Annotated in this window: 20 protein-coding genes and 1 pseudogene; 9 read left to right on the top strand and 12 right to left on the bottom strand. The window is 67.9% G+C overall.

Features of this window, described 5'->3' with window-relative positions; translation table 11 throughout:
- On the top strand, positions 1 to 793 hold a 793-nt coding region (locus tag EB75_RS22335; RefSeq protein ID WP_142239763.1), incomplete at its 5' end, for an HNH endonuclease signature motif containing protein.
- Positions 794 to 980: 187 nt separating this feature from the next.
- Here EB75_RS22335 and EB75_RS22340 read toward each other — a convergent pair.
- Entirely contained in the window at positions 981 to 1,403 is a 423-nt protein-coding gene (locus EB75_RS22340; protein WP_073697459.1) for a hypothetical protein, read from the bottom strand.
- Positions 1,404 to 1,497: 94 nt separating this feature from the next.
- Positions 1,498 to 1,905 (bottom strand): Rv0313 family protein, encoded by a 408-nt coding sequence (locus EB75_RS22345; RefSeq protein WP_073697510.1) that lies wholly within the window; start codon positions 1,903 to 1,905, stop codon positions 1,498 to 1,500.
- An 84-nt stretch (positions 1,906 to 1,989) separates the two neighbouring features.
- Here EB75_RS22345 and EB75_RS22350 point away from each other — a divergent pair, with 84 nt between their 5' ends.
- Genes EB75_RS22350 through EB75_RS22360 form a run of 3 tightly spaced genes read left to right on the top strand, consistent with a single transcriptional unit; the run spans position 1,990 to position 3,843 of the window.
- Positions 1,990 to 2,802: a nuclear transport factor 2 family protein gene (locus EB75_RS22350; protein ID WP_073697509.1), complete on the top strand. Its 813-nt coding sequence runs from the start codon at positions 1,990 to 1,992 to the stop codon at positions 2,800 to 2,802.
- Between the two features lie 51 nt (positions 2,803 to 2,853).
- Entirely contained in the window at positions 2,854 to 3,417 is a 564-nt protein-coding gene (locus EB75_RS22355) for a hypothetical protein (RefSeq protein WP_073697460.1), read from the top strand.
- Between the two features lie 51 nt (positions 3,418 to 3,468).
- A complete protein-coding gene (locus EB75_RS22360) occupies positions 3,469 to 3,843 on the top strand; it encodes a DUF732 domain-containing protein (protein ID WP_073697461.1) in 375 nt (124 codons plus the stop codon).
- Here EB75_RS22360 and EB75_RS22365 read toward each other — a convergent pair.
- Entirely contained in the window at positions 3,826 to 4,623 is a 798-nt protein-coding gene (locus EB75_RS22365; protein WP_073697462.1) for an SGNH/GDSL hydrolase family protein, read from the bottom strand. The genes EB75_RS22360 and EB75_RS22365 overlap by 18 nt on opposite strands.
- 45 nt (positions 4,624 to 4,668) lie before the next feature.
- Positions 4,669 to 5,463: an LmeA family phospholipid-binding protein gene (locus EB75_RS22370; RefSeq protein ID WP_073697511.1), complete on the bottom strand. Its 795-nt coding sequence runs from the start codon at positions 5,461 to 5,463 to the stop codon at positions 4,669 to 4,671.
- 94 nt (positions 5,464 to 5,557) lie between these two features.
- Between EB75_RS22370 and EB75_RS22375 the strand changes: the two genes are divergently transcribed.
- Positions 5,558 to 6,316, top strand: coding sequence for a class I SAM-dependent methyltransferase (locus EB75_RS22375; RefSeq protein ID WP_073697512.1), 759 nt, complete (start codon positions 5,558 to 5,560; stop codon positions 6,314 to 6,316).
- A gap of 7 nt (positions 6,317 to 6,323) precedes the next feature.
- On the opposite strand, the gene EB75_RS22380 is transcribed toward EB75_RS22375, so the two are convergent.
- The 7 genes from EB75_RS22380 to malQ all read right to left on the bottom strand — a co-directional run bounded on the left by EB75_RS22380 (position 6,324) and on the right by malQ (position 13,868).
- A complete protein-coding gene (locus EB75_RS22380) occupies positions 6,324 to 6,773 on the bottom strand; it encodes a nuclear transport factor 2 family protein (RefSeq protein WP_073697463.1) in 450 nt (149 codons plus the stop codon).
- Positions 6,764 to 7,648 carry an LLM class F420-dependent oxidoreductase gene (locus EB75_RS22385; RefSeq protein WP_073697464.1) on the bottom strand — a complete coding sequence of 295 codons (885 nt, stop codon included), beginning with the start codon at positions 7,646 to 7,648 and terminating at the stop codon, positions 6,764 to 6,766. Before EB75_RS22385 ends, EB75_RS22380 begins: the two co-directional genes overlap by 10 nt.
- A complete protein-coding gene (locus EB75_RS22390) occupies positions 7,648 to 8,958 on the bottom strand; it encodes a serine/threonine-protein kinase (protein WP_073697465.1) in 1,311 nt (436 codons plus the stop codon). The genes EB75_RS22385 and EB75_RS22390 overlap by 1 nt, the downstream gene beginning before the upstream one ends.
- A 91-nt stretch (positions 8,959 to 9,049) precedes the next feature.
- Positions 9,050 to 10,111 (bottom strand): PDR/VanB family oxidoreductase, encoded by a 1,062-nt coding sequence (locus EB75_RS22395; protein WP_073697466.1) that lies wholly within the window; start codon positions 10,109 to 10,111, stop codon positions 9,050 to 9,052.
- Between the two features lie 41 nt (positions 10,112 to 10,152).
- On the bottom strand, positions 10,153 to 11,052 hold the full coding sequence (locus EB75_RS22400) for a metal-dependent hydrolase (protein WP_073697467.1): 900 nt from the start codon (positions 11,050 to 11,052) through the stop codon (positions 10,153 to 10,155).
- 161 nt (positions 11,053 to 11,213) lie between these two features.
- Entirely contained in the window at positions 11,214 to 11,663 is a 450-nt protein-coding gene (locus EB75_RS22405) for a hypothetical protein (protein WP_142239764.1), read from the bottom strand.
- A gap of 57 nt (positions 11,664 to 11,720) precedes the next feature.
- The gene (malQ, locus tag EB75_RS22410; protein WP_073697514.1) at positions 11,721 to 13,868 is read right to left on the bottom strand and encodes a 4-alpha-glucanotransferase; all 2,148 of its coding nucleotides are present in this window, start codon (positions 13,866 to 13,868) and stop codon (positions 11,721 to 11,723) included.
- A gap of 136 nt (positions 13,869 to 14,004) precedes the next feature.
- On the opposite strand from malQ, the pseudogene EB75_RS22415 reads away from it, so the two are divergent.
- The 3 genes and pseudogenes from EB75_RS22415 (at position 14,005) to EB75_RS22425 (ending at position 16,513) form a co-directional block, all read left to right on the top strand.
- A pseudogene (locus EB75_RS22415) lies at positions 14,005 to 14,871 on the top strand (sterol desaturase family protein).
- A gap of 157 nt (positions 14,872 to 15,028) precedes the next feature.
- Positions 15,029 to 15,652 carry a LysM peptidoglycan-binding domain-containing protein gene (locus EB75_RS22420; RefSeq protein WP_073697468.1) on the top strand — a complete coding sequence of 208 codons (624 nt, stop codon included), beginning with the start codon at positions 15,029 to 15,031 and terminating at the stop codon, positions 15,650 to 15,652.
- A 180-nt stretch (positions 15,653 to 15,832) separates the two neighbouring features.
- Positions 15,833 to 16,513 (top strand): Rv1815 family serine proteinase, encoded by a 681-nt coding sequence (locus tag EB75_RS22425; protein WP_073697469.1) that lies wholly within the window; start codon positions 15,833 to 15,835, stop codon positions 16,511 to 16,513.
- A 6-nt stretch (positions 16,514 to 16,519) separates the two neighbouring features.
- Here EB75_RS22425 and EB75_RS22430 read toward each other — a convergent pair whose 3' ends face one another.
- On the bottom strand, positions 16,520 to 16,960 hold the full coding sequence (locus EB75_RS22430; protein ID WP_073697470.1) for a nitroreductase/quinone reductase family protein: 441 nt from the start codon (positions 16,958 to 16,960) through the stop codon (positions 16,520 to 16,522).
- A 113-nt stretch (positions 16,961 to 17,073) separates the two neighbouring features.
- Here EB75_RS22430 and EB75_RS22435 point away from each other — a divergent pair, with 113 nt between their 5' ends.
- Positions 17,074 to 17,754 (top strand): TetR/AcrR family transcriptional regulator, encoded by a 681-nt coding sequence (locus EB75_RS22435; RefSeq protein ID WP_073697515.1) that lies wholly within the window; start codon positions 17,074 to 17,076, stop codon positions 17,752 to 17,754.
- Positions 17,755 to 17,792 lie beyond the last annotated feature (38 nt).

The raw sequence follows: 17,792 nt of genomic DNA on the forward strand, positions 1-17,792 counted from the left end.
GCAGCGACCCGACGGCAGCAGCGAGCTGCGTGGTGTCCTGACCCCGACCGCCCGCGCCGTCTACGAAGCGTTGATGGTCAAATACGCCGCGCCCGGGATGTGCAACCCTGCCGACCACCAGCCCTGCACCACGGGCACACCGACCCAGGAACAGATCGACAATGATCACCGCACCCTGGCGCAGCGTCAGCATGATGCCTGGGAAACCATCGGCCTGCTGCTGCTGTCCACCGATCTGGGGGAACACAACGGTTTCCCGGTCACCATCGTGGCGACCTGCACCCTCGAGCAGCTCGAGCAGCGCGCCGGGGTCGCCGTGACGCACACCGGCAGCCAGCTCCCGGTCAAGGACCTGCTGAACCTGGCCGCCCGCACCGGCGCATCCTGCTATCTCACGGTGTTCGACAACCATGGTGATGTGCCGCTGTACCTGGGTCGGGCGCGGCGCACCGCCACCACCGGCCAGCGCCTCGCCCTATTCGCCCGGGACGGGGGCTGCACCCGCCCCGAGTGCACCGTCCCGGCCGCGGGCTGCCAGGCCCATCACATCCCCGGCTGGAGCCGCGGCGGGCAGACCGACGTCACCGCCATGGCCCTGGCCTGTGGCTGCGACAACCGCCTGGAAGACACCACCGGCTGGAGCAGCACCATGAAAAACGGCCGCCCCCGCTGGACCCCGCCACCGCTGCTGGACACCGGCCAACCCCGCACCAACCAGTACTGGCACCCGACCCTGTACCCGCCAGAGGGAGGAGGCGACGATGACGGTGAAAGTGACAGTCCCACAGGCTGATACGACGCGGCGAACTGTATGCGTCGAGCTGGCGTCTGCTCGCGCAGGCGCGGGTAACCCAGCTGCCTGGGCCAGCCCGCCGACGCGATCAGGTTGCGTGGCCGCGACGCCGACCACTAGCGGGTGGCGTTAACCGCGAGAGGTTGAAACCTCGCGCTGTAGACGAATCGGCGAGATGACCAGCCGGTCAGCTCGGGAAGAAGCCGTCACCGGTCTTGAAACCGGGCTGCCAGCCGGCGGGGCCCAGGCACAGCAGGGGACGGCCGTCGGGCGCCTGGGCGGCGGTCTGTGGACCCGGGCACGGGGAACCGATGTCCTTGACGCCCTGAATCGCGTAGGAGTAGGTCCAGAAACCGGTGTCGACCGGCGGCCACTGGTTCGGGATCCAGTGGCAGGCCATCGAGGCACCGCCGGGGCCGCGACCGAAGATGAAGAGGTCGTGGTTGTCGCAGGGTGCCCCGTTGACCGCCTGGTAGTTCATGCCGGGAACGTCAGTGGGGTAGCGGCCGGGCTCGTCGGCACCGCCCAGCGCCGGATCGGCACCCGCGAACGGTGCCAGCCCAATGGCGGTTCCGGCGATCGCTGCGGCCACCGTCAGTACCCGAAACATCCTGGTCATCTCCCCTCGCGCTGCTGCCTCACGACAATGTGGCAAAGCCTAGCGCGTCAGCCGCGTCGCCGGGGATATTGTCGGCAGGTCAATATCAGTGCGGTTCGTGCCGCGGTGGTTGATCGTCCTGGGGCGGGCTGCTCTGCTCCGGCGCATCCAACACACTCACCCCGATGCCGTACGGCAGGAACCTGACCTTGCGGCTGGGATCGGTGTTGTTCTTGTTGGCTCGTAGGGCCTCCAGTTCCGAGGGGTAGACCTCCTCGACGTGTGCGCCGCCGTCGGCGGCCACGGTGTACACGACCCACACCCCGTCGCCGGTGTCGCCGGTGGTCTCGGGCTGCGGGGCGTGCCGCGGGGTCCGCGTCAGGTCGTTGACCACGTTGGCCCATGCAGCGCCGCGTCCGAGGCGGTCGAAAACCCCGCGGATGCCCTCGCCCGTCTCGCGCAGGACGCGATCGAACTCTTCGGGATCGATGCCGAACGGGCCGTTGTTGCTCATACCGACCAGTGTGCGCGACATCAGCGACATCTGCCACGGCCCATCCCCTCGCAGCGGCCGTCAGTGGTGGTGGACGATGGAGACATGTCCGTACCGCAATCGCCGACGCGCGACGACCTCCTGGCGACGGTCGAGCGCTCGCCCGCAGCCACCGCCGCGCACGACAAAGCCGCCTGGGTGGGCCTGTTCAGCGCCGACGGACGCGTCGAAGACCCGGTCGGTTCCCGGCCGCACATCGGTCGGCGCGCCATCTCGCAGTTCTACGACACCTTCATCGGGCCGCGCACCATCATGTTCCACCGCGACGTCGACATCGTGATCGGCAACACCGTCGTCCGTGACCTGGAACTGGAAGTGCACATGGGCACCAAGGTGCAGCTGCGGATTCCGGTCTACCTCCAGTACGACGTGGTCACCGAGGGCGCCGATCCGACGCTGAAAATCGCTCGGCTACAGGCATTTTGGGAGCTTCCCGGCATGGTGGCCCAGTTCGTGCGCTGCGGCGCCGCGGCCCTGCCGGCCGGATTGGGGCTGTCGGCTGCGCTGCTGCGCAACCAGGGTCCCGGCGGCGCAGTGGGCTTTCTCGCCGGGCTGCGCACCGGTGGGACGCGGGCAAAGCGCGTGCTCACGGGGCTGCTGGCCGACGCGGCGAACGGCGACGCGCTGGCAGTGAAACGGCGGCTCAGTGAACCGGCTCAGATCACCCGCGGCCTCGAAGAGCGGTTGAGTGTCTCGGAACTGGTCGAGGAACTGGCCGGCTGCCGGGTGGAGAAGGTGATCGCGGCCGGCCGGTACGTCCTGGCCGGGGTCCGGCGGGACGGCTACCGCGGGGTGGTCATCGCGGAGCTGGCTCTGAGCGGACGGGGCGTCAACGCCCTGCGACTCTTCGCCGAATGAAGCTGCCAGTTGCCGTGGCTTCGGCCCCCGACATGAGAACGTAGTCACACCATGCCAGTGCAACCCCATCACGAATACATGTCCTACGAGGAATTCGGGCGACGATTCTTCGAGGTAGCCGTCAGCGAGGAGCGCGTCGCGGACGCGATCGGCGGCATCGCCGGTGAAGCCTTCGACATGGGCCCCATCGCACAGGGGCCCGGAGGGCTCGCCAAGGTCACCGCACGGGTGCAGATCAAGCACCCTGTGGTGGCCCGGACACTCGGCGAAGAGATCACGTTTGCGATCCGCATCCCGCTGGAAATCGACATGACGCTCGACCTGCGCATCGACCGGCCCCGGTTCATGGTGTTCGGCGAGATCAACCTGACGGCGACCGCGCGCGCTGCGCACCCGTTACTGTTGGTCATCGATGTGAAGGCACCGCGCTCGTCGGACATCGCCATCCACGTCACGTCGTCGTCGATCCGGGCGGAGCTGCTGCGCATCGTCGCCAACGTCGACGGCGAGATCCGGCGCTTCATCGCCCAGCATGTGGCAGGCGAGATCAACAGCGCAGATGCCAAGGTCATCGACATCGGAACCCGGATCGCGAGCGCCTGGACGGGCGTCTGAGCCAGCCGCGAGGCGGTAGCGGCAACCTGCTTCCCCTATGATGCAGGGATCATGAAGAGCACATTCGGTACCGCCATCGCAATCGCAGCTACTACCGTCGGCATCGTGGGCAGCCTGGTCACGGCCGGTTCGGCGAGCGCAGACGCGGGTGTCGAGGCGTTCAACAACGCGCTCAGCAACGCCGACATGATGCTGCCGAACGGCTCTGATCCGGTCGCGCTGGGCCAGTCGGTGTGCCCGATGCTCGCTCAGCCCGGCCAGACCCTGGCCGACGCCGCGGCCAAGGTCGCTGACGCATCCGGCATGTCGCTGGGCCCGGCCACGATGTTCACCGGCTTCGCGATCTCGTCGTTCTGCCCAGGAGTCGTCGGCGCGCTCGGACGTGGCGAGTCGCCGCTGCCTCTGGGGCTACTCGGCCTCGGATAATGCGGGACTGGTCTCGAGCGGCGCCATGACCGGGCGCTTCGGCTCGAGCCCCTTACCCCGAGAACTGCCCAGCGTGTGTCGCCACACCCAGGGCATCAGCATGTTCTGGGCCCACATCAGCTGCGAATACATCCGTTCGCGAAGTCGCGGCAGCACGAGTTCACCTTCGACTTCCGCCCAGCGGTGATCGCTGTCCGGCAGACCCAGTGCCTCGGCGGCGGCGTCGGCGAACAGCTGATGCCCGTGCGGAGAGCCGTGCACCCGGTCGATGGCCCAGGTCGCGGGGTCCAGCATCGAGATGGCCGAAGACAGGTCGACCAGCCGGAAACCGAAATGAGCCGAATCGGCGCGGATCACCTCGTTGATCCGGCGCAACCGGCCGCTGAGGACCCGCCCGACCGGCAGGATGCGGGCGATGTCGGGAAATGTCGTCGTGACCACGGTCGCGCCGGTGGCCGCGAGCTCCGTGTGCACGCGGCGCATGTCCTGCAGCGCCTGATCGAAGCTGCGCACCGGCCGCGTCACGTCGTTCATTCCGATGCAGCTGGTGATGAGGTCAGGGTTCATCGCCCGGGCCAGGGGCAGCTGGCGTTCCAGCACGTCGCTGATGCGCCTGCCCCGGACCGCGAGGTTCGCGTACTGGAGACCGGGCTGTAACGCGTTGAGTCGCCAGGCCAGGCGGTCGGCGAAACCGTGGATACCTGTGTCGTCGTCGCCGTCCAACAGGCCCTCGGTCTGGCTGTCGCCGAGCGCGACGTATCGGGAATAGCCGATGGTCACGCCCGTGACTGTAGTGAACGACGGACAGTTCTTCAGCGCGGGCGGCTAGCCGGGCCAGATCACGTCGAGCGGACGGCCGACCACGCTGAGCTGGTTGATCAGCTCGTCCAGCACTGCGCGGGGCAGGTCGAACCGCCATTCCGGCAGCGTCACACCGACCCGGACGACGCCCGCGCCGAGTTCCACCGAGGTCAGGGTGACGCCGTATGGCAGTTCCGGTAGCCGTACCGGGTACGCCGGGGCGAGCCCGGGCACCGGTACCCGGGTGGAGCCCAGGGTCAGGCCCCGGGGCTTGAGCCAGAGCGTATTGCCGTGCAGCTGAGGATCGACCTCGACGAATCCGGACCGGAAGCGCGACAACCGGATTCGCGCGACGCTGTCGTCGCCGATCTCGGTACTGACACGCGGTTCGGCGGCCCGGATCAACTCGTCGAGCGAGGCCGACGGGATTTCGACCGTCAACTCGACGGGCGCGGCCGCCAGCATCGGCGGCACCGACGGCCGGACGTGCAGGTTGTTGAGCTTCGCCGTGATCGAATTCAGCCGGGTGCCAGCCCATTTCACCTTGTGCGCGGTGATGTTGACGGTGCCGATGTGTCCTACGGCGAAGATGCCGGCGTCCCACCGGGAATCGAACTCGGCCACGGTGAGGGCCAGGTCGCTGGTGCGTAAGCGGACCGTGATCCGCCGGCCGATCACCAGGGGTCGGACCGTGAGCAACGCCGTCCGATACGCCGCCGCGGCCCCCGTGCTCACCGGCAGCACCGCAGCGGTCGACACCACCGAGGTGAACAGATCGAGCGGCCGGAGCGGGTCCCACCGGCGCGGCGGACGCGTCATGGGCTCAAGCATGCCTGGAAGCGCCGCCGGTGCACCAGTCGGTGTCCGGGTGACCGGCTCCCGGTAGCGTCGAGTTGTGGCTGAGCCTGATGAGCTGTACCGGCAGCGCGATCGCGCCGACTCTTTCGGCGGCGTCGCCCGGTTGTATGACCGACACCGGCCCAGGTACCCGGAGCCCATGCTCGACGAACTGGTCGGCTCGAGCGCGGTCCGGGTCCTGGATGTCGGCGCTGGAACCGGGATCGCCTCCCGGCAGCTGCTCAGCCGTGGAGCGGAACTGCTTGCGCTGGAACCGGATCCGCGGATGGCCGAGATCGCCGCCGAGTCCGGGATCGCCGTGGAGGTCGCGACGTTCGAGGACTGGGACGACGCCGGGCGCACCTTCGACGTGATTCTGTTCGCACAGTCGTTCCACTGGGTCGACCCGGTGGTGGCGCTACCGAAGATCCGTCGGCTGCTGGCCGACGGTGGACGGCTGGCGCTGGCGTGGAACCGGCTGTTCCCGGTCCAGCCATCGCGCGCGGACTTCGCGGAGGTGTACCGCGACTTCCTCGATGCCGCATCACCTTTGGTGACCGCGACACCCACCGGCGGGACGGGTTCGGGCATGGACAGCGCCGACGTGCTGGCCGAGATCGAGGCCGCCGGATTCGCGGTGCAACAGCTGACCTACGAGCGCGGTGAGCAGTACAGCCGTGAGCAGTGGCTGGACCTGGTGTTCACCTACTCCAACCACCTGGTGCTGCCGGCCGATCAGGCCGCGGAAATGCGCAGCCGACTGGCCGCGGTGATCGGGGATCGCGGCGTCGAGGTCGGCGGCGACACCCTGCTGATCGTCGCGCAGCCGGTGTGACGCTCGGCTAGTCCCGGAGGCGGCGGACGGGACGGGTCTCGATGGCGTTGAGCGTCAGCGCACGGCGCCGGATGCGCCAGCCGCCATCGGTCCGGACGTACTCGTCGTCGTACCGCACGTGCCACACCAGGTCGGTGATATCGGTGCCGCGGGTCCAGTGGTGGGCGACGCACGTGATGCGGCCCCGGGCGTGGTCGGTGGCATCGGTGTACACCTCGCCGACGATCTCGTGCTGAGTGCGGGCGACACCGGACAGCGCCGCCATCGCGGCGCGCACGCCGTCGGGCCCGTGCGCAGGCCGTACCGGGTCCAGTGACCTGGGCGGGTCCGGGAGGAGCAATTCCGCTGTGTCGGTGAACAATTCGATCACGTCATCGAACCGGCGGTCGTCAACAGCGGCGGCGTAGCGGTGCACCACGTCCGTCAGCTCCAGCCGGTCGGCCACGGTCAGTGGCACGGCGAGAGCCCGAGTCGCTCGGCGCAGGCCGACAACATGTCCTTGGCTTCCTCGATGTCGATGACCGGTGGCATGGCCAGGACGATGCGGTCGGCGCCGAGCTCGGCGAGGCGGCCCGCACGGTCGGCGTCGACCTTGGCGACCAGATGCCCGAGCGAGAGCTCCAGGGCGTCGGGGTCCCGGCCGGCCTGCTCGGCCGATTCGCGCATCAAGGTGATGAGCCCGGACAGTTCCTCGCCGGCGACGCCGAGAGGCTGCAACCCGTCGCCGCGCTGCCCGGCGCGTCGCGCCGCGGCCCGGCTGTGCCCGCCGATATGGATCGGGATGGGCGATACCGGCTTCGGATAGCAAGCGGCATTGGCGAATTCGAAGAACTCACCGGTGTGGGTGGCGCCGGGTTGATCGGACCACAACAGCCGCAGGACATCGATCTGCTCGTCGGCCCGCCGCCCGCGCGCGTCGAACGGGGCCCCGCACGCTTCGATCTCCTCCCGCAGCCAACCCATGCCGACCGCCAGGCGAATGCGCCCGCCGGACAAGGCGTTCAGCGTGGCGACGCGTTTGGCCAGCACCACGGGATGGTGATTGGGCAGCACCAGCACGCCGGTCGCCAGGCCCAGCGTGCTGGTCTGCCCGGCCAGGAATGCGAGCAGATCCAACGGGTCCGGCACCGCGCAGTCGGCCGGGATTTCCACCCGTCCCGAGGCGTCGTAGGGATACACGCTCGAGTACTCGGTCATCAGGACCGTATGTTCCACGGCCACAAGGGATTCGAAGCCACAGCTCTCCAGGTGCCGGGCGAACTGGGTCATCCACACCGGGTCGGCTGTGACACCGGCGGCGACCGGGGCGACCACTGCAAACTTGGGTGACATCAGCGCCTCCGCTCGCGGCGAATCTGTTCCCAGCACTGCAGCCGCGTCATGCCGGTCTGCTCCATGCACTCCCGGATCGGCGTTTCCTGTTCCGGCGCAGGCGATTCCGTGGTGGTAGGTGAGACGGTGGTCGGGGTGGGGGTGTCGACCGTGACGGTGCTGGTGACGGTCGCCTCGGTCGGCTCGGCGGGAGACTCGGTGGGCGCGACGGCCGATGTCGGGCTCGTCGTTGCGGTGGTCGTCGGGGGAGTCGTCGGGGGAGTCGTGGTGGAGGTCGTGGCGGGGCGCGCGGGTGCCTGTTGCTCGTCCTTGGCGCGGGTGAATTCGATGGCTGCCAACACAAGTGCGGCGATCAGCAGCACCGTGAGCACGACCGGCAGGACCAGCGACCGGCGTGACCGGGCGGACTTGTCGGATTGCAGGACCTGCGTCCGGCCCGGCGCGGCGGGAGCCAGGATGGTGGCATCCGCGCTCGTCACACCGAGCCCGTGCTGGAGGGCGCGGGCGAAATCGGCGCACTTGTCGTACCGATCCTTGGGGTCCTTGGCGAGTGCCTTGGCCAGTACCGGGTCCAGGGCGGCGAGATCGGGCCGGCTCTGCGACAGCGACGGCGGCGGAGCGCTGAGGTGCTTGCCGATGATCACCGCGGCGTTGGAGTTCTCGAACGGCGGCGCCCCGGTGAAGAGCTGAAACGCGGTGGCGGCCAACGCGTATTGGTCGGCGCGACCGTCGATCGAGCTGCCCGTCAGCTGCTCCGGAGCGGCATAGAACACGGTGCCGACGGTCATGTTGGTCGCCGTCAGCCCGGCGGAGTCGTTGGCGCACCGCGCAATGCCGAAGTCGGCCAACTTGATTCGCCGGTTCGCCGGATCGGTGTCACTGATCAGGATGTTGGCCGGCTTGACGTCGCGGTGCAAAAGGTCGTGCTGGTGCGCGTAATCGAGTGCCTCGGCGACGGCGCTGATGATCGCGACCGCCTGCTGATCGGATACGCCGCCGGCGCTCCGGAGCAGCCGGCTGACGTCGGTGCCGTCGACGTACTCCATCGAGATCCACAACTGGCCGTCGAACTCGCCGCGGTCGTACACCCCGACGATGTTCGGATGCGACAGCGCGGCCGTCAGATCCGCTTCGCGCAGGAACCGCTCGCGGAACTCCTGGTTGGTGGACATCTCCGGGCGCAGGACCTTGAGCGCGTCCTGCCGGGGCAGGCGCGGGTGCTGCGCGACGTAGACCTCACCCATGCCGCCGGAGCCCAGGCACCTGACGATGGTGTACCCGGCGAAATCGGTCCCCTCGGCCATTGGCATTGGGGCATCGTAAACCGACGGTCGATGCAGTCGACTGTTGGCTTGTGTTCGAAATTCAGCGAAAATCTCGAACACAAGCCAACACTGGCGACTACAGGTCCAGGGTCAGCGGGCCGTCGCCCTGGGCGCGCGACACGCAGATCAGCGCCTGGCCGGCCTCGCGTTCGGTCTCGGTCAGCAGTCCGTCACGGTGGTCGACCGCACCGGCGAGCACCTTCACGCGGCACGTGCCGCAGAAACCCTGCTGACACGAATACGGTGCGTGCACACCGGCTTTGATCAGGGCCGTCAGCAAGGTTTCGTCGGCGGCGACGGCGACGGTCTGACCCGTCGACGCCACCTCGACCTTGAATTCGTGGCCGTCGGTCACCGGCGGCGCGGCGAAGCGCTCGAAGTGCAACTCGATGTCGTCGGCTCCGACCAGCCGGGTGCGGATCACATTGAGCATCGGCGCCGGGCCGCACGTGTACACCGAGGTGCCCGGCCGGCAGTCGCCGAGGAGGTCGTCGGCCGTCGGCAGCCCGTCGACGTCGTCGGTGCGGATCTGGACCCGATCCCCGAACCGCGCCAGCTCCTCGAGGAACGGCAGGCTGTCGCGGCTGCGGCCGACGTAGAGCATGGACCAGTCGATGCCGAACTGCTCGGCACGCGCCAGCATGGGCAGGATCGGGGTGATGCCGATGCCGCCGGCGATGAACCGCAGCGTGCGGGTCGGCGACCCGAAGCCCGGCACCGCCAGCGGGAAGGCGTTGCGCGGGCCGTTGGTGGTGATCACGTCACCGACCGCGAGCTGGTGCGCCTCGATGGAGCCACCGCCGCCATCGGGTATGCGCCGCACGGCAATTCGGTACGCCCCCTGCTCGGCCGGGTCGCCGCACAACGAGTACTGGCGGATCAGGCCGCTGGGCAGGTGGATGTCCAGATGTGAACCGGGGTGCCAGCGGGGCAGCTCGGCACCGTCGGCGCTGACGAACGTCAACGCGACCACGTCCTGATCATGCGCGACGACCTGACGGTCGGCGACCCTCAACCGGATGGTGCGTTCGACGACGGCGGGTACCGGCGGCTTGCGCAGGCGCGTGGACACCCAGAACGAGCTGCTGACGACGGCGTCGGCCACGGTGACCAACAGGTCATGCGGCAACAGGCCCATCACGCTGGGCGGCGCCAGGCGTGACCGGAAGCGGCGCGTCCTCACAGGTGCGCGGCGCGGGCAGCGGGCGAGGCAGCGAGATACGCCACGGCCTGCGCGGTCGAGCCCATGTCTTCCGGGCTGTAGTTCGGCTTGAAATACACCAGCGTCTGAGTGAGCAGCAGGTTCCGGTACTTCGGCAGCAGGCCCAGCTTGGAGTCCCGCATGCGCAGGCGCTGCGATTTCCACCAGCCGAGCTTCAGCTGTGGGTCACTCTTGACCAGGAACCGCATGCCGCGCTGGAAGAACACGTACATCAGGATCGCGACGACGCTCATGGCGCGGATGCGGTCGAAGTAGCTGTTGCGGAAGTACATCGCGACCTCATGGGCCACCGAGCGGTGCTCCACCTCTTCGGCGCCGTGCCAGCGGAACAGGTCGGTCATGACCGGGTCGGCGTCGTAGTTGTCCCAGGTGCAGTTCAGGACGAAGTCACCGAGCACCGCGGTGTAGTGCTCGACGGCCGCGATGAACCACAGGCGCTCGATGAGGTTGTTCATCTTGCGGCGCGGGTCGGTCGTCTTGGCCGGCGCGAGGATCTCCTCGAAGACGAACTCGACCTGGTCCAGCAACGGGTTGACGTTCATACCGCTGCGCACCAGGTAGTCGTTCATGACGGTGTCGTGGGCCTCGGCGTGCATGGCCTCCTGGCCGATGAAGCCGCGGACGTCGTCGGCGAGCTTGGGATCCTTGATCAGTGGCAGCGCTTCGTTGAAGGTCTCGATGAACCAGCGCTCACCTGCCGGAAGCAGGATGTTCAACAGGTTCACCACATGCGAGGCGACAGGGTGGCCGGGAATCCACGACATGGGCTTGTCCGCGGTCTCGAAAGCCACGTTGCGAGCCTGGATCTGCACCGGACCCGGGTCTACCTCATGGGCGAAACGCTGTGGTTGCAGCATGGAACGGCTACCTCCGGATCCTCAAGCATCGTTGCGAGTGGATTCAGTGTAAGCGTTTTATGTGGGAACGGCGGTACTGGGTTTTGCCGTGAGACGACGAAACGGCATCCCAGCAGGCAAAACTGTGTGTTGACCTGCTGGAACGCCGCTTCGGCAAACAGTTACATACCGGGGACGTTCATGCCCGGCTGCGGGCCGACGGGCGTCGCCTGGACCGTCGTCACGCCGTTGGAGCCGACATGCGGGGCCGCCGGAGCGCCACCGGCTGCGCCGCCGCCGGCAGACGCGGGTGCGCCGGCCTGAGCGTTCTCGACCGCCTTGGTGGTGCAGTTCAGCATCAAGATGACGCGGCCGTGGCTGCCCATCTTCTCCTGATCGACGATGCACTGGGCCTGCGGCACATCGCTGCCCACGGAGCCGCCGAAGGTGGCCTTCATGCCCTGGCTCTTCAGAATCGAGACGGCCCGCGCGTAGGACTCACCCACCACATTCATGGAGCTCGAGCCGCCGGGATCGGACGCGGCCACCGACGAGCCGAACATCGCAGTGGCACCCACAGCCACCGCACCTGCTGCCACGGCACTTACCGTCAGCATCTTCAGCTTCTTCACCTGACCTCCTCGAGTAACAGCGAAGATATCGCAGATGACGGGGTGGAGAAACTCGAATCAACTCAATCCGGGGGTCACCGCGTCACCCATCACCTGCGCCAACGCCGCCGCCCGGGGGTCGGAAAACAGGTCTTCGAGCAGGACCTGACGGCCGTCGGGACCGGCCAGCGGCACCCGCCAGTTCGGATATTCGTCGCTGGTGCCCGGCTGATTCTGGGTACGAACGTCACCGACGGCGTCGGGCAGAGCGAGTGCCAGCAGCCGTGACGGAGTGCGGGTCAGATAGCGATACAGGGCGAGGACGATCTGGTCGGCATCGATGGCATCGGGCGCGTTCGGTGGCAGCAGCCCCGCCGCCCGCAGGACGTCCAACCAGCGCTGCTGATCGGCGTGATCGGCCGCGGCCTCTTCCTCGAACGGGCGGGTCAGCAGGCCGAGATCGCGGCGCAGCCGCAGGTGCGCGCCGTCCAGATAGCCGGCCGTGGGCGGCAGATCGTGCGTCGTCACCGACGACAGGCAGTACTCGCGCCAGCGCGGCGCGGGCAACGGCCCGCCGTCCCGGTCGGCCTCGAACCACAGGATCGAGGTGCCCAGCAGGCCGCGGTCGCGCAGGTAGTCGCGAACCCACGGCTCGACGGTCCCCAGATCCTCGCCGACCACCACGGCGCCGGCCCGGTGCGCCTCCAGCGCGAGCACGCCGATCATCGCCTCGTGGTCGTAGTGGACATAGGTGCCGTCGACCGGCGTCGCGCCGTCCGGAATCCACCACAGCCGGAACAGGCCGATGATGTGGTCGATCCGGACGCCGCCGGCGTGCCGCAGCACCGCCCTGACCACGTCGCGGAATGGCTCGTAGGCCCGCTCGACGAGTTGGTCGGGGCGCCACGGCGGCTGCGACCAGTCCTGCCCGAGCTGATTGAACTCGTCCGGGGGCGCGCCGGCCGACACTCCGGTGGCCAGCACATCCTGCAACGCCCAGGCGTCGGCGCCGCCGGGATGCACGCCCACCGCCAGATCGTGGACGATGCCCAGGGACATGCCGGTCTGCACCGCGGTGGCCTGCGCGGCGGTCAGCTGGTCGTCGAGCTGCCATTGCAGCCACCGGTGGAAATCGATCCGGTTGCTGTGCTTTTCGGCGAAGGCCCGGACCGCGGGGTGGTCGGGGTGCTGAAACTCCGCGGGCCAGTCACGCCAGTCGTCGCCGTGCTTCTCAGCCAGGACGCACCACGTCGCGAAGTCGTCGAGCGCGCGACCGGTCCGCTTGCGGTACCCGTCGTACGCCACCGCGCGGCCCGCCGAGCGGTCGGCGCGGTACACCTCCTTGAGCGCGTTGCGCTTGGACTTCCAGGCCGCGTCGCGATCGATGAACTCGTTCTTGTCGGCGCGGGCCTGGGCATCGGACCGGGCCTTGCGCAGCGTCGCCGGTGTGCGGATGGCGGTGTATTCCGGGATCGCCTGCACCCGCAGATACAGCGGATTGGCGAACTGCCGCGACGTCGGCAGATACGGCGACGGCTCCATGGGGGCGACCGGCTCCGCCGCATGCAGGGGATTGGCCAGGATGAAATCGGCGTGGTGTCGGGTGGCCGACCATACGGCCAGGTCGGTCAGGTCGGTGAGATCGCCTGTGCCCCAAGACTGTTTCGACCGCACGCTGTACAGCTGGGTGGCCAGGCCCCAGGCCCGCGAGTTGCCCAGCCGGCTCGGCAGCGTCAAGGCATCCGGGGTGACGATGAGGACCGCGTCGGCATCGGCGGAGGAGCCGGCCTGGACATGCAGCCGGTGATAGCCCAGCGGGAGGTCGTCGGGCAGCTCGAAGGTCGCTTCCCCGACCAGGCGACCGTCCAGATTGAACGGCGGACGGTTGTTCTCCAGCTGACGCAGCCCGGCCCGCACCGAGCCGTCTTCCAGCCGGATCCAGATGCCGACGGGCGCGCCATGGGTGACGTGCACCCAGAAGCTGGACGGCCGGCCGGACCGGGCGACGATGGTCGGGGACAGGGTGCGCTGCCAGTACGCGCGCTCGTGCTCGGCCAGGGCTGCCACGCGGGCGTCCTCGGAGTCGGCCGATACTCCGAGCGCAGCGAGCACCGCGACCAGCGTCGAAGCGGGGACGGCGTGCTGCCGATTGCTCCAGTCGACGTAGTCAGTGGCCACACCGTGGCGTCGGGCGAGCTCGACGAGCGACGCGGTGCGATCAGTCATGCGCGCCATCTTGCCGGGATCCGGCGCACCATGGGAGGTGAGCGCGTTTCCGGCCGGCAGACAGAACATGGCCGGTTACGCTGCGCGCGGAGGTGTCGACGTGAGTTCCGACCTGCTGTCCGACGTGCTGCCGACGATGCTGCACGACCCGGTCTCGTACGCCATCCCGTTCTTCGTGGTGGCACTGCTGCTGGAGTGGGGCGCGGCCCGCAAGCTCGCCCACGACGAGCAGCGACCGCCGGCCGGTGCCTACCTGCGCGCCGACGCGTGGGCGAGCATCTGGATGGGCGCGGTGTCGCTGTTCACCAGCGGAGTACTGAATTTCCTTGCGCTGGTCGGCTATGCGGCCCTGTACGTGTACGTCGCACCGTGGCACCTGCCCGGCAATGCCTGGTACACGTGGGTGATCGGGATTCTCGGCGTCGACCTGATCTACTACACCTACCACCGGATGGCCCACCGGGTCCGGCTGTTCTGGGCCACGCATCAGGCGCACCATTCCAGCGAGTACTTCAATCTGTCCACTGCGCTGCGGCAGAAGTGGAATCCGTCCGGTGACCTGCTGATGAAGGCGATACTGCCGGCGCTGGGTGTCCCGCCGTGGATCGTGTTCGCCAGTTTCTCGGTGAATCTGGTGTACCAGTACTGGATTCACACCGAGCGCATCGGAAAACTCTGGCGGTCAATTGAATACGTCTTCAACACGCCGTCGCACCATCGGGTTCATCATGGCCGCGACCAGCAGTACCTGGACAAGAACTACGGCGGCATCCTGATCATCTGGGACCGGATGTTCGGCAGCTTCACTCCGGAGGCCAGTAGACCCAACTATGGATTGACCAAACCTGTTGGTACGTAAGATATCTGGAAGTTGCAGACGCACGAGTACGTCACCATGGTGCGAGATGTACGCCGGGCCAAGGGATTCGGTGATCGTCTGGGTTATGTGTTCGGGCCACCCGGGTGGCGGCCGGGTGGCCCGGAGTCCGCCTCCATCCGCTGACAGGGGCGTCAACGCTGTCAGGATGCTGTGGTTGCCGCGCGCTAACTCATTGTTCGCCAACTGTTTTGATTTCGGCGAGCGCAAACACTGGCGTTCCCCGGAACCGTCGGTACTGTCGGTGAGCGACAGGTGAACCGAACCAAAGGAGCTTGGACTTATGGGTGACACACTTCAGAAGGGCGAGAAGCTCGAGGTCGGCCAGTCGTTGACGTCGAACAACGGTGCCTACCGGCTGGTCCTGCAGGACGACGGCAACCTGGTGCTGTACGCAGGGGAGCAGTCCGTGTGGGCCACCGCCACCGACGGCCAGGACGTGCAGCGCGCCGAGGTGCAGGAGGACGGGAACTTCGTGCTGTACACCCCGGACAAACCGGTATGGGCCAGCCAGACCGCCGGCGCCGACAACGTCCGTCTCGTACTGCAGGACGACCGCAACCTGGTGCTGTACAGCGGTGACGATGCCAAGTGGTCGTCCGAGACCCACACCGACGAGGTGCCCGCCGCGCCGGTCGAGGCCGCCCCGGAGCCCGAGGTCGCTGCCGAGCCCGTGGCAGTCGAGGTCGTGGCTGAGCCTGAGCCTGAGCCCGAGCCCGCCCCGGCGCCCGCTCCCGAGCCCGAGGTGCCCGCGGCGCGTACCTACACCGTGCAGTCCGGCGACACCCTGTGGGCCATCGCCGAGCAGTTCTACGGTGACGGCAACCGCTACCCCGAGATTGCCGGCGCCAGCGGCATCGACAACCCGGACCTGATCCAGCCCGGTCAGCTGCTGACCATTCCCTGACTTGGAGGGACCTGGCGGCCCGGATCGAAAGATCCGGGCCGCCAGTGCATTTCATGGGGCCCGCTCGTTTGCTGGCGGCGGCGGGTGCCGGCCGCGGCAGAGCGGGGGCTTAACCGTCCCTCCTGCGGGTTCGCACGGTAGGCTGGCGCGACGTCCGTCCCGATGTGATGGGAGAAGGTCATGTTTGTGGGGGGTTTGCGTGCCGCGGCGGTAGCTGCGGTCGCTGCGCCGTTGTTCGCCCTCGGTGGTCCGGTGCCGGTCGCATCGGCCGATCCCGGCGTGCTCGTCTACCCGGGCATGGAGATTCATCAGGGCACCACGCGCTGCACGCTGGGCTATGTGGATCCGGCGGCCCGAACCGGCTACACCGCAGGTCACTGCCGCGGTGACGGCCCGGTGACCGACAAGAACGGCCGCTTCATCGGCACCATGATCACGTTCCGGGACAACACACCCGACGGCGCCACCATCGCGACCGACCACCAGATCTCGGATTGGGAGTCCATCACGATCGCCGGCGACGTCATGGTCAACAACATCCTGCCGGGAGGCCGGGTACTGGTCACCGATCCCGCGGTGAATCCGCAGCAGGGTGCACCCGTCTGCCACTTCGGCGTCGTCACCGGTGAAACCTGCGGCACCGTCGATGCGGTGAACAACGGGTGGTTCACCATGACCAACGGCATCGTCAGCCAGAAGGGCGATTCCGGCGGGCCGGTCTACACCGTCACTCCCGACAATCGTGCGGTGCTGGTGGGTGTCTTCAACAGCACCTGGGGGCATTTCCCCGCCGCAGTCTCGTGGAGCGCCACGGACCAGCAGACGGGCGACGCTGTGGTGCAGCAGGCTGCCGGAGCCTGAGCCGCGTCAGGCGTGCAGCTCGAAAACCGGAATGCTGAATGCCGCCCGGCTGATGTCGGCTTCGGTGGACCGCGGCGTCAACCCCGCTGAGTGACCTTTGATCTCCCAGTACCACCGATCCAGATAACGTTGCAGCAGAGGCGTTTTCGCCCCATCGGGAACTTCGGTGACCCTGAGGTTGCGGCTGCGCCAGCGGGGGCCCAGCTCGACATTGCCTGCGGCTCGGACGTTGCGGACCCACTCGGTGTTGCCCCGCGGGGACACCAGGTAGCGCCGGCCGTCGACGGTGAGCACGTTGATCACGACGCCGCGGAGTTTGCCGGTGCGGCGTCCCCGCACCCGCAGCGCGTTGGTGCCGGCCACGCTGATTCCAGCCTCGGCAAGCCAGCGGATCACTTCGTTTCCGGTGCGTGCGATGGTTCCGGGCTGGTCATAGCGAGTGGTCATGGTCGTCCTTCCGGCGAATGCGAGAAATAAGAGCAGTGCTCTCTGATTAACGATCTCACGCGCGTCGCAGTAAAACAAGAGCAGTGTTCTCGTTTTGTGTCAGACTGGCGGACGTGGGTAAACGCCAGGACTCCAGGGACCGGATCGAAAGTCGGATCATTGAACTCGGCCGCCGCCACCTGGAGACCGACGGCGCTTCGGGGCTGTCGCTCCGGGCCATCGCCCGGGATCTCGGCATGGTCTCCTCGGCGGTCTATCGGTACGTGCCCAGTCGCGACGAACTGCTCACCCTGCTGCTGGTGGACGCGTACACCGAGCTGGCCGACGTGGCCGAGGCTGCCCGGGCGGCGGCCGGAGCGGACTGGCGCGAACAGATCAAGGCGATCGGCCGGGCGGCACGCGCCTGGGCACTCGGCGTGCCGGCCTGTTGGGCGCTGCTCTACGGCAGTCCGGTGCCCGGCTATCACGCCCCGGCCGAGTCGACCGTGGGGCCGGGTACCCGGGTGGTTGGACTGTTGTTCGACGCAGTGTCTGCCGGTGTCGCCACGGGGGACGTCCGGTCGCCAGGTCATGCTGCGCCGCAAACGATTTCAGCTGATTTCGCGCAATTGCGCGATGAGTTCGGGTTCTCCGGAGATGACGACGCGGTGACTCGGTGTTTCGTGTTGTGGGCGGCGATCGTCGGCGCGATCAGCCTGGAGGTGTTCGGCCAGTACGGGGCTGACACATTGAGCGATCCGGCGGGGGTTTTCGACCTTCAGCTCGACGTGCTGGTCAACATGCTCGCCGCGTAGCGGACCCGGCGTATCGGCGAAACTAGAACACGTTCTAG

The sequence above is a fragment of the Mycobacterium sp. ST-F2 genome (assembly GCF_001905655.1).
Lineage (GTDB): Bacteria > Actinomycetota > Actinomycetes > Mycobacteriales > Mycobacteriaceae > Mycobacterium.

Coding starts and splice junctions, on each gene's coding strand:
- EB75_RS22400 (WP_073697467.1), bottom strand. CDS start 11,052: ATGCTGCAACCACAGCGTTTCGCCCATGAGGTAGACCCGGGTCCGGTG.
- EB75_RS22345 (WP_073697510.1), bottom strand. CDS start 1,905: ATGAGCAACAACGGCCCGTTCGGCATCGATCCCGAAGAGTTCGATCGC.
- EB75_RS22420 (WP_073697468.1), top strand. CDS start 15,029: ATGGGTGACACACTTCAGAAGGGCGAGAAGCTCGAGGTCGGCCAGTCG.
- EB75_RS22425 (WP_073697469.1), top strand. CDS start 15,833: ATGTTTGTGGGGGGTTTGCGTGCCGCGGCGGTAGCTGCGGTCGCTGCG.
- EB75_RS22340 (WP_073697459.1), bottom strand. CDS start 1,403: ATGTTTCGGGTACTGACGGTGGCCGCAGCGATCGCCGGAACCGCCATT.
- malQ (WP_073697514.1), bottom strand. CDS start 13,868: ATGACTGATCGCACCGCGTCGCTCGTCGAGCTCGCCCGACGCCACGGT.
- EB75_RS22355 (WP_073697460.1), top strand. CDS start 2,854: ATGCCAGTGCAACCCCATCACGAATACATGTCCTACGAGGAATTCGGG.
- EB75_RS22395 (WP_073697466.1), bottom strand. CDS start 10,111: ATGGGCCTGTTGCCGCATGACCTGTTGGTCACCGTGGCCGACGCCGTC.
- EB75_RS22430 (WP_073697470.1), bottom strand. CDS start 16,960: ATGACCACTCGCTATGACCAGCCCGGAACCATCGCACGCACCGGAAAC.
- EB75_RS22360 (WP_073697461.1), top strand. CDS start 3,469: ATGAAGAGCACATTCGGTACCGCCATCGCAATCGCAGCTACTACCGTC.
- EB75_RS22390 (WP_073697465.1), bottom strand. CDS start 8,958: ATGCCAATGGCCGAGGGGACCGATTTCGCCGGGTACACCATCGTCAGG.
- EB75_RS22350 (WP_073697509.1), top strand. CDS start 1,990: ATGTCCGTACCGCAATCGCCGACGCGCGACGACCTCCTGGCGACGGTC.
- EB75_RS22370 (WP_073697511.1), bottom strand. CDS start 5,463: ATGACGCGTCCGCCGCGCCGGTGGGACCCGCTCCGGCCGCTCGATCTG.
- EB75_RS22385 (WP_073697464.1), bottom strand. CDS start 7,648: ATGTCACCCAAGTTTGCAGTGGTCGCCCCGGTCGCCGCCGGTGTCACA.